The sequence below is a fragment of the Streptomyces sp. NBC_00086 genome, assembly GCF_026343255.1.
Taxonomy (GTDB): domain Bacteria; phylum Actinomycetota; class Actinomycetes; order Streptomycetales; family Streptomycetaceae; genus Streptomyces.
Genome location: NZ_JAPELZ010000004.1, coordinates 115295 through 128227, shown reverse-complemented (window position 1 = coordinate 128227; position 12933 = coordinate 115295). Strand labels below are relative to the sequence as shown.

Sequence of the window (12933 nt, the reverse complement as noted above, 5' to 3'; positions counted from 1 at the left end):
CCCGGACCGTTCGGCCGGGGGGGCGCGGGGTCCCCGGACGGCCGACGGGGCCTGAGCGCCGACGGCCGCCTCGTGCTCGCAGCCGGCCACCTCGGGGACCGCACCCTCTGGCTCCTCGACGCCGCCACGGGTGATCTCGTACGCGCCTTCGAGGACGCACGGGACCCGCGCTCGGTCGAGGATCCCGGGGACCGGTCCACCGAGGTCCCGACGGCCCGGTTCACCTCCGACGGGCGGTTCGCCGTCACGGGCGAGGACGACGGCCTGATCCGGATCCGGGACACGGCGACCGGCCGCTGCGTGCGAACCCTGGACGGCCACACCGACGACGTCTACGGCATCGCGCTCACCCCGGACGACCGGTTCCTGCTCTCGGGGAGCTCGGACGGCACCCTGAAGCTGTGGGAGCTCGACTGGTAGCCGCGGGCGGGGGCGCCGGTAGGGGTCGCGCCGTGGGCCTGCCGGCCGAATAGGGTCGGGGCATGCGCACGAACAGGATCATCGCGGCGATAGGGGGCCTTGCCCTGGTGCTCACGGCCTGCGGTTCCGACCCGAAGGGCGACAGCGCGCAGGACCACTCCTTCCCCGAGCTGCCTGATGCGGTCGTCAACCCCGTGCCGCAGCCGCCGGACCTGTCGATCCCGTGGGCGTCGGACGGCGAGGTCTTCCACGAGGTGGTTGAGGCCGGCTTGCGCGCGAAGACCCTCGACATGGCCGGCACCGACGGCAAGGTCACCGCCCGGTGCCCTGCCGACCTGGTGCTGAAGGACGGCGCCGCGAGCGTGTGCGTGAGTACGTTCGAGGGCCTGGAGGTCGAATGGAGGGTCATCGTGGGAAAGACGAACGATACGCACGGGAAACCGGTGCAGTGGAGTGCTGAGCCCAGCCGCGGAATCCTCACGCGGGACGGCGCCGCCCACCAGGTCTACACGTACTTCGGCCCCGACCTCGTGCGCTGCAGCGCCATTCCGAAGGCGGTCCTGGTCCCCATGGGCGGCACGACCGGCCACAGCTGCCAGACCGTGGTGGGCGGGAAGGCCGGCAAGCCGATGCCGCTGGAAGTCGGCCTGACCTACACGCTGTTCAAGTGCAGGCAGCGGACGGTGCACGCCTGCGTGGGCTGAACGACCGAGCAGTCGCCATGCCTGCGATCCGGGGGAGCGGGCCGCACCGGCCAAGGGCGCCGGACGCTCCCGCTTCCTTTTCCGGGCGCGTCCCTCACCGGCCGGCCCGGTTGGTGACGGGCTGTTCAGGGGTGGTCGGGGGTGTGAAGAGTGCCTGGACGGTTTCGGCGGCCGTTTCGCGCAGCCAGGTGTGGGCGCGGTCGTTGTCGTAGCGCTGGTGCCACAGCAGGTACAGGGGGACGTCGGGAAGTGGTAGCGGCAGCGGCAGCGCGGCCAGGCCGAGTTGTTCCCGGGCCGTGCGGGTGACCGCGTCGGGGAGGGTGACGACCAGGTCGGTGTCGAGGGCGAGTTGCAGTGCGAAGGCGGCTGTGGGTCCGGCCGCGACGACGCGTCGTTCGAGGCCGTGTGCGGTCAGGGCGTCATCGATCGGGTCGCGTAGGCTTCCGCGGCGCGAAACGGTGAGGTGCTCGGCGGCGGCGTAGCGCTCGACGCCCAGCGGGCCGGCGGTGAGCGGGTGGCCCGGCCGGACGGCGACGACCAGCCGGTCGCTGCCGACCAAGCGGTGGCGAATGTCGGGGAGCGTCGGAGCGCTGGAGCTCGATTCGAGATCCACCTCGCCCCGACGCAGCTCGGCGTCGTCCGTTCCGGGCTCGGCGGACAGGCGCAGGCGGACGCCGGGGGCCTGACGGTGGACGGCGGCGACCAGGGCCGTACCGCAGGACGCGGTCAGGGCGTCGTGCCAGCGCACGGTGAACACCCGGTCCAGAGCAGCCAGGTCGAGTTCCTGCTGCGCGGACAGAAGCTGGTGGGCCTGCTGCACCAGGGCATGGACCTCGGCGCGCATCGCCAGCGCGCGGGTGGTGGGGACCATGCTGCGGCCGGTGCGGACCAGGATCTGGTCACCTGTGGCCTTGCGAATGCGGCCCAGGGAGCGGCTCATCGCCGGTGAGGTGACGTGGAGGCGTGCTGCCGCGCCGCCGACGCTTCCCTCTTCCAGCAGGGCATCCAGGGCTGTGAGCAGGTTCAGATCCAGTTGCATGCAAGTAACTCTACGAGTGAAAAGCATGCACTTGTTGTTAATGACCGGTCGGCCTACCTTCAAAGTGCGGGGGCGAGACAACCGCCCCGCTTCGACCGAACCCAGGGAGCCCGTCATGAGCACAGCCATGCCTTTCGCCGCCGGTACGCCGCTCCTGTCCGAGGTGACCGCCGCCGTGAAGACCGCCGGCGTCACACTGCGCGACCGCTACACCTCACACCCCCGGGGCGTGAGTCTGGACGAGGTCGTCGGCGAGATCCACGCCAACGACGACGCGGTGCTGGACGTGCTGCGGGAACCACTGCTGCGGGCCCGGCCGGGGTCCCTGTGGGCCGAGGACGAGCTGGCCGGCGGCGCGCTCCCGCCGGGGGAGTGGTGGGTCGTCGACCCCGCCGAGGGCAACATCAACCACGTCCACGGCATGGACGACTGGGCCGTCACCGCCACCCTCGTCCGAGACAACCAGCCGGTACTCACCGTCGTCCACCTGCCGCTGACCGGCGACACCTACACCGCGGCCGCCGGCGGCGGCGCCCGCCTGAACGACCGGCCCCTGAAGGTTTCCGCCAAGACCGACCTGGGCGCCGCGCTCATCGGCACCGGCCAGGCCAAGCCCGGCGAGGACGAGCGCACCTTCCGGCGGATCGGCGACTCCGTCACCGCGATGCTCATCAACGGACTGGTCGTACGTGTCTCCGTGCCCGCCACGATGCAGCTCATCCACGTCGCCGCCGGACGCATGGACGCGTTCTGGCAGTTCTCCGACGTCCGCTCCGGCCTGGTCGCCGGCGCCCTGCTCGTCTCCGAAGCCGGCGGCGCCGTCACCGACCTGACGGGCGAACCCTGGAACACCGCCAGCCGCGACTTCCTGGCCGCTGCACCCGGCGTCCACGCCGCCGCCCTCAAGGTCCTTGCGCCGATCGCCTGACCGCAGTCGTCTCCGCCCGTCCCCACCCGATATCCCAAGGAGCATCACCCCATGACCAACATCGGCATCCTGGGCGCCGGCCGCGTCGGCACCAACCTCGCCCGCAAGCTCTCCGCAGCCGGACACCACGTCATCCTTGGCAGCCAGAACCCCGAGGACACTGCCACCCGCACCGCCGGTCTCGACCCGCACGTCTCCTTCGCCGACCAGCGCACCACCGCCCGCACCGCGGACATCGTGATCAACGCGACGCCCGGCGACACCTCCCTGGACCGCCTCACCGACCTGCGCACCGAACTCGCCGGCAAGATCCTCATCGACGTCTCCAACGCCACCCGCGACGCCGCTGACGGCCTGCCCGGCGACCTCTGCTATCCCGGCAGCAGCCTCGCCGAGAAGCTCCAGGGCGCGCTCCCCGACACCCATGTGGTGAAGACCCTCAACACCATGCTCTTCACGGTCATGACCGCTCCCGAAACCCTGACCACCCCACCGACCGCCTACCTCTCGGGCGACGACGAGGACGTGAAGAAGACCGTCGCCGGCCTGCTCGGCGACCTGGGCTGGCAGCCCGAACGGATCGAAGACCTCGGCGGCATCACCACGGCCCGCGCCACCGAGGCCATGATCCTGGTCGTGCCCCACATCCTGCGCCGACACGGCTTCAAGCCCTTCGCCGTCTCCCTCGCGCGCTGACCGATCACGACCGGGGCATCGGGCGCAGGCGAAGGCACTGCCGAGGCGGGCTGCTCCATCGGCAAGATCAACTGAGACGGGACACCGACCTGCGGCTTCGAGGAGCAGGAACGGGTGGTCAGCCCGACGCCCGATCATCCGTGATCACGCGGGGGTGGACTGCGGCGAGGCGGCGGGCTTCGGCCATGACCTCAGCATCGATCTGAGCTGCTTCGTCGCCGCTGTCTTCGAGGAAGGCGTACTCGTCATCGAGTTCGGCGAGCCGTGCTGTCAGGGGCACCTCGTGCCCGTAACGCTGGTTGATCCGGAAGGTGAGCTCCCAAGGCTTCAGCTCGCCGGCCAGCGTGCGTCGTGCGAGCGCTCGCACGGCGGCTTCTCGGCCGGCCTCGGTGGCGGCCGGATGGAAGATGAGGCCGAGCTCACCGAGCGCTTCGGGGAGCAAGTCGTGCACCTCGTAGTCCGCCTCGGCGCGTGTGCAGGCTGCCAGCACCCGAAGTCCGGGGCTGTCCAGGCCGGCGACGAGCGCGTCACAGGCCGCGCTGACGACATCGCTCGCTGGGATCTCGCCCACGCTCCAGAGCGTCGCGCGGTCCTGTAGTTCGCTGGCTGCTGCTTCGGTCGACGGCATCCGCCCAGTTTCGTTCAATCTCGGGCCCCGGTCGAACAGGCTCGGCCCGCCGCGGACGCCGCGAATGCTCTGGTCACCAAGGCCAAGGCCGAGGCTGCCACCGGCTCCAGGCCGCGGGGGCGGGAACCGTTCCGTGGGATCCTGCGTGAGCTCTTGATGGGCAGCAGCCGGCCGGTGGAGGGGATCTGAATGAGAACGCGGACGATGGTGAGCGTGGTGGTGACGGCATGCGTGGCGGTGGTGGCGTGCGGGTGCGGTCCGGAGAAGTCGAAGGCGAACCCTGACGCAAAGCCTTCGCAGCCGTCCGCGTCCACACCGGCGAGAGCACCGTCGGGCACGCCGTCCGCGTCCGCCGGAACCGAGAAGCCGTCGGCGACGGTGAGCGCTGACCAGCCTGCGCCCAGGACGAAGGAACGCGCGATCCAGCGGTACGAGCAGTACCTCCACGGCTTGGGGCGGGAGGACATCGGCACGGTCTGCGAAGTGGCCGGGCCGGGTGCGAAGAAGGCAGAGGATCAGGGGTTCGGTCCGTGCACGTCGACGTACGTGATCGTGTTCCAGATGATCTCACCCGAGCAGAAGAAGGCCCTCCGGACCGCGACGGTGGATCCTCAGCGCGTCTCCGTCCACACCCTCGACAAGATCGAGATGCCGCTCGAAGCGGTCAGGTCTTCCGCCACCTTCACCGAGGAAGACCTGGGCAGCTACACCCTGGAGTACCTGAAGAACGACTACTTCATCACCGACGGAAAGTGACCCCGGGGGTCGGGCGCTGTCGTACGCGGCCGGTGCGGGCCGGAGGCCACCCGGCCGGTCCCATCGGCCGGTAGGCCCCAGGCGGCCGGGACGGACCCTTCGGGGGCCTTGACAGTCAAAGTGATTAGCCGCCATATTATTTGCATGACGAGGGACGGCATCGACGGTGAGACGCCCACGCTGGACCAGGCCAGGCGGCAGGTCGAGCACTACGGCCTGGAGGTCGATCCGCAGGCGGTGCTGGTCGCGGTGCGGCTGATCTCGGCGGGCGCGAGGGTCGGCCGGGCGGCCGAGGCGCACTTCGCCAGGTTCGGCCTGTCGACAGGGCGCTACCGACTGCTCGCCGACCTCGAAGACCATGGCGGGGAGAAGTCCCCCTCGCGCCTTGCCGTCGACCTCGATGTCTCCAGGGCCACGGTCACCGGCCTGCTGGACGGCCTTGAGCGCGAGGGTCTGATCGCCCGCCGCCCGTCCATGGAGGACGGCCGGGGCACGGTGGCCGTTCTGACCGCGCGCGGGGCGCAGCGCCTGCGTGACATGGCCTCCGAGCATTTCGGGCGGCTTGAGGCGATGGTGGGCGGGCTTTCCGTCGAGGAGCGCGCGGTGTTCCTGGACCTGCTCGCCCGCGTCGTGCGCGGCAGCGCGGCTCTGGCCGCCGACTGACCCGGCTCTCGGCTGGGTTGGCCCCACCCTCCGGGGAGGGCCCTTTTTTTGAGGCAATAGTTAGTCGCCTAATTACATTGGCGGACTCACCCTCCCCCCGCCGCAACCCTTCGCTTCCCTCACCCGAACGAGAAAGAGGCCAGCATGCCCGCAACAAAGGACAGAACGCGCCGAAACCGGGCGGCGGGCTCCCGGCCACCCCGGCCGTTCACCCTGTGGCGCGAGGTGCTGACCGCCTACGCCGCCCCCGCGCTGACGGCCGGTACCGCCGGAGTCTTCACCGGGCAGCGGGACCTGGCCGTGGCCGCCTGCACCTCCATCGCCGGCACCTCCGCCGTGGTGGCGTTCCTGGTCGGCACCTGGCTGTGGCACGGCGGGCAGCCCCGCCGGTGGACCACCACCACGCCGCGCGTCGCCCTCACGGCCGCACTCGTCATCACCGCCGCCGGCGCGGCGGCCCTGCTGGGATGGTTCACCGCCCAATGGCTACCCGCCCACAGCCTGGTCCCCGCCACCCCGTGGTTGGAGCGTCTGCGCATCGACCTGCCCGTCTCCGCGGCCCTCGCCACCACCATCGTCACCCTGCGCTGGCGCACCACCACTCCCACGGCATCCCCGACATAGCCCGCCGCGGCACCGGGTCCACCCGCCCCACGAGCCCAAGCCCGACCGAGCCCACCCCGGCAGCACCCGCCGCCGGGAAGTCGCCAAGGAATGAGCACAAGATGATCGTTGTCATGGGAGCGACCGGAGCAACCGGCAACGCCCTGCTCCACAGCCTGCTCACGCTCGGCACACCCGTCCGCGCACTGACCCGCACCCCGCACAGGCCGATCCCCGGCATAACCGGCGCCCACCAACCGCCAGTCGAGGTTCAGTACGCCGACGCCACCGATCCCCACTCCCTGCACGCGGCCTTCAAGGGCGCCGGCCAGCTCTTCCTCGCGATGGCCAACGGTCCCGCACAAGTCGAACTCGAAACCCGCGTCGTCGACATCGCCGCCGACGCCGGCATCGGCCACATCGTCAAGATCTCCGCACCCGCCGCCGACCCCGACTCCCCGGTCGCCATATCCCGTGGACACCGCGCCGTCGAGGAACACCTCCGCGCCAGCGGCCTCACCCACACGATCCTGCGCCCATACGCCTTCATGCAGAACCTCCTGCGCCTTGCCCCCACCGTCGCCCAGGGCGTCATCCTCGGCACGACGGGCGACGCGCCTTGCAACTACGTCGACTGCCGCGACATCGGTGCCGTCGCCGCCGCCGCCCTCACCAGGCGCGACATCGCCGGCGGCACCTACACCTTGACCGGATCCGAAGCCGTCTCCTACCCCGAACTCGCCTCACGACTGACCACCCTGACCGGCCATCAGATCCGCTACGTCGACCTCACCCCCGACGAACTGCGCGACAACCTCATCCACAACGCCCGCATGCCCACCTGGCTCGCCGACCACGTGACGGAGATCCAGCAACTCGCCGTCACCCGACCCGAAACCCCCACCACCACCGTCGTCGACATCCTCGGCCGCCCGCCCCGTACCCTCGATGCCTTCTTGCGCGAACACCACGCCCACTTCAGCCGATAGGGCGTCGGCTCAAGGTGACGGAGCCAACGGGGCTCGGGGTCGCGCCCGGTCGGGTTCTCCCGAAGCACCCTCGCCCACGGCCTGCGCGGGGAGAGCGACTGCCGCCGGGGTCCGAGGCCCGGGGACGGTGGTCTGAGCGCCGTCGTCGGGGGCTGCCGGGAAGCCGCTCCGCTGCCGCGACCGGGGGAGATGGTCGGGGGAGTAGGAGGTCCCGGTGCCGCGCGGATCCCGTGCGGCAGTCGTGGTGCCGGCCGCCGGAGCCGTGTGGGCATCGTTCTCCCACACGTCTCCGGCCGGCGAAGCCTCGCTGCAGTCCGGGCTGCGTGCTCCGCCTTCCATGCGTCTGACCCGCTTCCGGTCGGGCAAACACGCACCTGAAAAAAGACTCTGAGCTGCCGTCAGAACGCCGACCCAGTCTCGCGGACTCGGCTTCCGTTGCGGCCTGAGGGGACAGCGGCGCATGGAACGGGGACCGCGGGACATACGAACGGCACGCCAAGCAGCCTGAATGCACGCACAGTTCGGCTGCCCGACCGTACGCCCACCGAGGAAGTGAGACGACATGCCTCTGACATTCCGCAAGAGCTTCAGGATCCTGCCGGGTGTCCGGCTCAACATCAACCGCAAGTCGTGGTCGATCACCACCGGCGGCGGCAAGCGCGGCCCCCGCCGCACCCACAGCAGCACCGGCCGCCGCACCACCTCGATCGACCTGCCCGGCCCCTTCGGCTGGCGCAAGACCCGCCGCGGCTGATCAGCGGGCGGCCCACCGGCCGCGGTCCGCGACATGCGGCTGACGTGGCATCAGGCGGGATGGCCTGAGGCGCCGTAACCCCTGCCTGGCGGAGGTACATGGGCGGGCGTTGAGGACTCGCCTCCGGTCGCCCCGTTCATCTGCAGCTGCCCACCAGCGAACACGCCCTCAAAACCGCTCCCATGGAATCGTGGCGAAGTCTGGTGGTAGCGGAGGTTCCCCGCGCTGATGTCCTCCAGGCGATCGCAGTACTCATCAGCTTCTGGTGTGAGGGCCCAACGTGAACGGAGCGCCACAAACTGGCGTTCCGTCTCCTCTATCGTCTCGACGAGCCTGGTCAGGGCCTCCTGAACACCCGGGCCGTAGATGTGCTGCAGCACCGAGACGGCCTGCACGTGCCGCTTCTTACCGTGCCTGTCGTTCCACTCCTTCCGGAACGAATACAGATCATTGACGAGGCAGCAGTGCTGCGCCGTCAGTCGATCGAGTTGCGCCCGCTCGGTCGACTCCCACTCGTCCGCGGAAAGGCTCCGCTCCAGCAGTGCGGGAATGGTCGCGGTGAACAGCGGGACACCGAAGTTGATGTGGCGGTACTCCAGGTACTCGCCCCACCCCATCCGGGGCGAGCGGATCACGAGGTCTTCCTGGTACTGCGCTTGCGCCATGTACGCGATGCGCCGCAGGAAGTACCTGGCCAGCGCCTCCGGGAGCCTCTCGGCGATCGCCATGGCCGCAGTCAGGTTGTACCAGGGCAGTCCCTCGCCCCAGTCGCATGCCACGAACACGTCGTCAGCATGCGACTGCCGGAACAGCAGCGTGACCGTACGTTCCCATAGCCGTTCAGCGCTGCCGGCGCCGCTCGTCTCGTACAGGGCCTCCTGCTTGTTCTCAATGACCGTGTACAGCGCGTTGAATCGGCACCAACGCCTCAGCAGGTCGGCATCCACGTCAGGGAAACACAACGCTGCCCACGTCGTGTAGTTGTCGGCATGAACCGGCGCCGGCACGCGCGGGTCATCGCTGAACAGGCCGAACGCCCACGCGTTCGCATCCGCGTCCATCTCGGTGGAGTGGTGCGGGTTGATGCGCCAGCGAAAGCTGGTCCGCACTGGGGGGATGGTGAACGTCTGGGTTCCCATAACGGTCATTCCTGCCTCGTTCTGGACGCCGGCCCGCATCAGAAAATTCCCTACGGGGTGCACGGCACACCCGTGACACCACGAATGACCCCATACGAATTACAGAACTGGAATCGGAGTTTCAAGGTGAGGCTGGGTGTCGAGGAACGCCAGGCACACGGCCGCGACGAAATGGCCAGGCATGCGCACGGAATCACAACCCACGAGACGGCCGGTGGCCACCGAGCTCCTCTCAGGAGGGTGCGCGCCAGAGCCGACTCCGCCTGCATGGACAGTTGGCCGCACCACTTACCGCTGCCGCCCGGGCGTGGTAGATCTGGCGCTCGGCGACGAACAGGGGGCGAACAGGGGGCCCGGGCATGGACTGGCAGGTGACGCGGCTGCTGGCCTGCGCGGTATGTGGACTATGGGCGCTGCTGGGGTACGGATGGGCGCTAGCCGGGGCCACTCGTGGACAGCGTGCAGTTCGGGTGACCGGGCGGATCGTCGAGGTGCAGGCTCCCGCACACGGCGCCCCCGGCACGGCCGGAGTACCCGTGGTCATTGCCTTTCCCGACACCGACACCGACACCGCCACAGGGCACGAGTACACCCTGCGGTACGAGGCCGAGCGCGGAATCCAACTGGACACGGTCTGGGTCGGCCGCGAGGTCGCGGTGCTCCACCCGCCGGGCAACCCGCAGCGGTTCGAGGTCGCCTACACACTCCAGGACGGCCTGAGCGGGCGGGGCTGGCCGAACTTCGCGGTCTTTCTGCTCTATGCCGGGCTGGTCACCGACACCGCGATCCGCCACGGCTACCCCTGGGCACTGCTCGGCGCCGGCGGCCCGCTGACCGTCGCCATGCTGTTCGTCCTGCGCCACGACCTTGGTCTGGCGCGCCAGGAATCGGAGCGGCTGGCCGAAGCCACCTGCGTCCAGGGCCGTCTGATCGCTGTCACCAAGTCCATCCATGACGACAACGAGGGGACCTGGACCAGCTACGCCTCGATCATCGCCTTCACGACCCGTGAGGGAACGACCGTCACTGCCCGCCTCCCCACCCCGCCGAAGGACCCGGCCACCGCGTACGGCCAGGAAATGACAGTCCACTACGTGCCCGACGCCCCCGAGATCTTCACCCTGGACGTTGCCGCCTCCCGCCGCTCCGCCATCCGGGACATCGTCTTTGTCATCCAGGGCCTGCTCCTCGGCGCGGTGACGACCGTAGCGGGAGCCGTCCTGTTGTAACAGCCCCGATCGAAGACTGCACTTGGCTCTCCGCGGATGCTCCGGGCAACCCGGTGCTCAGCGACGCACCGTTGGCCGTTCACGGAGCAGCCCCCAGCCGCGAACGGGTAATCCCAGGAGGCCAGAGCGCCACGAGCACTTCCTGATCGACCCGGTAATAGACCCGCCCTCGGCGCCGAGGGCGGGGCGGGTAAATCGAGGGGGAGGGGGTATGCCAGCTCCGCACCGATCCGTTGAGCCCACGCAATTTCACGCCCGCCGGACGCTCCCTAGCGACGGAGTGCGGCCACTGCTGAGCGGGCGAGGTGCTCGGCTTCGGCCACCCTGCTGGCCGACTCCGTCCGCGTTTCGCTGTACGAGACACGGACGATGACATTGGCCTTGCGTACCAGCACGGTCGAACCATCCCGGTACGCCTCGGCGCCGAGACCCGGCACCGGGTCCCAGCTCCGGCCATGGCCGCGGTCCATGAGGCTCTGGAGCCGGTCGTGGGCCGCCGCCTCTCCGGCTTGGGGGGACTTGAGGTGTCTCCACTGCCACTGCTCATAGCCGAGCCTGAGGGACCCCGTGTCGTTCTTGGCCTCGCACACTTCCTGCTTCACCAGCACCCGCTCCCACGGGTCCCGCACGGGGACGACTCCGGGCAGCAGCCTGCGGGTCGGTTCGGAGATGACCTCACAAGGGTCGGGGACGCCGGTGACCTCGGTCCTGCCGGGCCACCAGGGCGCGTTCCACGGCTGGCCGGCGAGAAGGGTGCCGAGCAGCAGGAGCAGGAGGACCCCGGTACCCGTACGAACCACGATGCGGCGTGCCCTGCGCTGCCCGTGCGAGGGCTGGCCGGACGGTTCCGGCAGTGTGGTCGGCGTCATGATCTTCCCCCCGTCGGCATCTGCGGCCGCGAACCTACCATCAGATCTTCATCGGGAGCCCGCGGTATCGGGGCCTGTGGCGTAGGACGAGAGTGGAGCCAAGCCCGTCAGGCTCTGACCGTGACCACGCCCCGAAAGCCATCGGACGCTCGCCGACCTCATCCCGGTCGACGAACGCCGCAGGGCGTTCCGGCTCCTGGTCCCGGTACTCGCGGTCGCGGACGAACGGCGCCGCGAACGCTTCTGCTCCGACGGATGTGGTTACTGGTGGCTCAGGAGTCGCAGGAGCGGGTGCGGGGGGCTCGGCTGTCACACCCCGAGTCCCACACCGTTTCCTGTCTCTGGGCTAGATCAGGTCGATGCGTTCCTGGGCGATGGGGTAGCCGGCCCTCGCGAAGTGGGCGGCCATCGGAACGTTGGTCTGGTCAGTCCCGGCCACGATGCGGTCCACGCCCTCGTCGGCGAGCTTGTGCGTGGCCTCGACGAGCAGGTCATAGGCGTATCCGTGGCCACGGTGCTCGGGCACCACGCCGATGTAGCCGATGAGAGGGTCTCCGTAGTGGCGGGCGGGGACGCTCAGGCCGACGAGTTCCCCGGCAGGGTTGTAGGCAAGGCGCCACCACTCGCGCGGGCTCGGCAGCCAGCGCAGATAGTCCAGTTGTTCCTGGGCGGCCGCCTCCAGCCCGGATGCGGCGACGGTGCGGCGCACATGGGCGTCGAGACTGCCCTGGTGGATACGGCGGAAGACGTCGAGGATCGCCGCGTCGTCGGGCTCGGGACGGAATTCGAGGCGGCCCGGGCGCGCGGGCACACCGCAGTCCGGCGTCCAGCGGTACCGGAAGCGCTCGACCAGAGGAGCCATGCCTGCGGCGATGGCCGCGTCGATCCGGGCCTGGGCCTGCTCCCGGACCGCAGGGACGTCGCGCCAGCCGGGCGGCAGCTTGAGTGAGTACTCGGCGTGCAGCGGCGAAGCGCGGAGTAGTTGTACGGCGGCACCGGCGTCCGTGAAGTCGAACCAGTCCAGAGCGAGCGGCTTGTCGTCCTTTGGCCCTGCCCACCAAGCCGCTCGCGCCACGACCACACCGTCACGCAGGGCCACCCAGGTCCACTCGGGGCGGTACTCACCGGCGGCGGCCAGCCCGCTGTAGGTGTCGCCGAAGGCGGCGAAGCCGACCAGACCGGGATCGGGCAGGGATTCGAAAAGTGCTTCCTCGCCTGTGGCGAGGGCGCGGATGACCAGATCGGTCACGTGAGGGGTCCTTCCGGGTAGCGACGCGCTCCCCTTCAGATCCCCGGCGTCCTCGGAACGGGGTGGGAGCACACGAGAGTCAGCTGGCTCACGGTTCCCACCTCCCTTTTCGCGGTCGAGGACGCGAGCGGAGCGTAACAGTGTGATCGAGTGACCGAGAACGGATTTTTGGCCTGCCGCAACCGGTTGTCAGTGCTGTTCGGCAGGCTGTGCATGTGACGAATCGACACGAGGACCGCGACGCCTCCAAATGGTCCGGACTGCCTC

The 12933-nt window shown here is 69.7% G+C and carries 15 protein-coding genes and 2 pseudogenes; 11 read left to right on the top strand and 6 right to left on the bottom strand.

The annotated features are described in order from the left end of the window. Positions 1–72: 72 nt before the first annotated feature. Together OG276_RS40630 and OG276_RS40625 are read left to right on the top strand one after the other, a co-directional pair. Positions 73–420, top strand: a complete 348-nt coding sequence (locus OG276_RS40630; RefSeq protein WP_266914872.1) for a hypothetical protein — start codon at positions 73–75, stop codon at positions 418–420. A 62-nt stretch (positions 421–482) separates the two neighbouring features. Further along, positions 483–1124 carry a hypothetical protein gene (locus OG276_RS40625; protein WP_266914870.1) on the top strand — a complete coding sequence of 214 codons (642 nt, stop codon included), beginning with the start codon at positions 483–485 and terminating at the stop codon, positions 1122–1124. 94 nt (positions 1125–1218) lie between these two features. Here the strand turns inward: OG276_RS40625 and OG276_RS40620 are convergent, their stop codons facing one another. After that, on the bottom strand, positions 1219–2163 hold the full coding sequence (locus OG276_RS40620; RefSeq protein ID WP_266914868.1) for a LysR family transcriptional regulator: 945 nt from the start codon (positions 2161–2163) through the stop codon (positions 1219–1221). 115 nt (positions 2164–2278) lie between these two features. Between OG276_RS40620 and OG276_RS40615 the strand changes: the two genes are divergently transcribed. Both OG276_RS40615 and OG276_RS40610 read left to right on the top strand, forming a co-directional pair. Continuing rightward, on the top strand, positions 2279–3091 hold the full coding sequence (locus OG276_RS40615; protein WP_266914866.1) for an inositol monophosphatase family protein: 813 nt from the start codon (positions 2279–2281) through the stop codon (positions 3089–3091). Between the two features lie 45 nt (positions 3092–3136). Then, a pseudogene (locus OG276_RS40610) lies at positions 3137–3787 on the top strand (NADPH-dependent F420 reductase); the annotation flags it as partial. Positions 3788–3905: 118 nt separating this feature from the next. Here OG276_RS40610 and OG276_RS40605 read toward each other — a convergent pair. Continuing rightward, the gene (locus tag OG276_RS40605) at positions 3906–4415 is read right to left on the bottom strand and encodes a hypothetical protein (RefSeq protein ID WP_266914864.1); all 510 of its coding nucleotides are present in this window, start codon (positions 4413–4415) and stop codon (positions 3906–3908) included. Between the two features lie 14 nt (positions 4416–4429). Beyond that, positions 4430–4882 carry a hypothetical protein gene (locus tag OG276_RS40600; protein WP_266914862.1) on the bottom strand — a complete coding sequence of 151 codons (453 nt, stop codon included), beginning with the start codon at positions 4880–4882 and terminating at the stop codon, positions 4430–4432. Positions 4883–4976: 94 nt separating this feature from the next. Here OG276_RS40600 and OG276_RS40595 point away from each other — a divergent pair, with 94 nt between their 5' ends. The 5 genes from OG276_RS40595 to OG276_RS40575 all read left to right on the top strand — a co-directional run bounded on the left by OG276_RS40595 (position 4977) and on the right by OG276_RS40575 (position 8180). Continuing rightward, a complete protein-coding gene (locus tag OG276_RS40595) occupies positions 4977–5171 on the top strand; it encodes a hypothetical protein (protein ID WP_266914860.1) in 195 nt (64 codons plus the stop codon). A gap of 144 nt (positions 5172–5315) precedes the next feature. Beyond that, a complete protein-coding gene (locus OG276_RS40590; protein ID WP_266914858.1) occupies positions 5316–5834 on the top strand; it encodes a MarR family winged helix-turn-helix transcriptional regulator in 519 nt (172 codons plus the stop codon). Between the two features lie 144 nt (positions 5835–5978). Continuing rightward, complete coding sequence (locus OG276_RS40585; protein WP_266914856.1) at positions 5979–6458, top strand: hypothetical protein; 480 nt, start codon at positions 5979–5981, stop codon at positions 6456–6458. A gap of 101 nt (positions 6459–6559) precedes the next feature. Next, positions 6560–7426, top strand: coding sequence for an NmrA family NAD(P)-binding protein (locus OG276_RS40580; protein WP_266914854.1), 867 nt, complete (start codon positions 6560–6562; stop codon positions 7424–7426). Positions 7427–7988: 562 nt separating this feature from the next. Beyond that, positions 7989–8180 (top strand): DUF4236 domain-containing protein, encoded by a 192-nt coding sequence (locus OG276_RS40575; RefSeq protein ID WP_266914852.1) that lies wholly within the window; start codon positions 7989–7991, stop codon positions 8178–8180. 50 nt (positions 8181–8230) lie between these two features. Here OG276_RS40575 and OG276_RS40570 read toward each other — a convergent pair whose 3' ends face one another. Beyond that, positions 8231–9319, bottom strand: coding sequence for a terpene synthase family protein (locus OG276_RS40570; RefSeq protein WP_266914850.1), 1089 nt, complete (start codon positions 9317–9319; stop codon positions 8231–8233). A gap of 359 nt (positions 9320–9678) precedes the next feature. Between OG276_RS40570 and OG276_RS40565 the strand changes: the two genes are divergently transcribed. Continuing rightward, positions 9679–10548, top strand: coding sequence for a DUF3592 domain-containing protein (locus OG276_RS40565; RefSeq protein ID WP_266914848.1), 870 nt, complete (start codon positions 9679–9681; stop codon positions 10546–10548). Positions 10549–10817: 269 nt separating this feature from the next. Here the strand turns inward: OG276_RS40565 and OG276_RS40560 are convergent, their stop codons facing one another. Continuing rightward, positions 10818–11417: a hypothetical protein gene (locus OG276_RS40560; protein ID WP_266914846.1), complete on the bottom strand. Its 600-nt coding sequence runs from the start codon at positions 11415–11417 to the stop codon at positions 10818–10820. 160 nt (positions 11418–11577) lie between these two features. On the opposite strand from OG276_RS40560, the pseudogene OG276_RS40555 reads away from it, so the two are divergent. Further along, positions 11578–11679, top strand: a pseudogene (locus OG276_RS40555) (DUF5958 family protein); the annotation flags it as partial. An 84-nt stretch (positions 11680–11763) separates the two neighbouring features. On the opposite strand, the gene OG276_RS40550 reads toward OG276_RS40555, so the two are convergent. Further along, positions 11764–12666 carry a GNAT family N-acetyltransferase gene (locus OG276_RS40550; RefSeq protein WP_266914844.1) on the bottom strand — a complete coding sequence of 301 codons (903 nt, stop codon included), beginning with the start codon at positions 12664–12666 and terminating at the stop codon, positions 11764–11766. Positions 12667–12933: the final 267 nt, after the last annotated feature.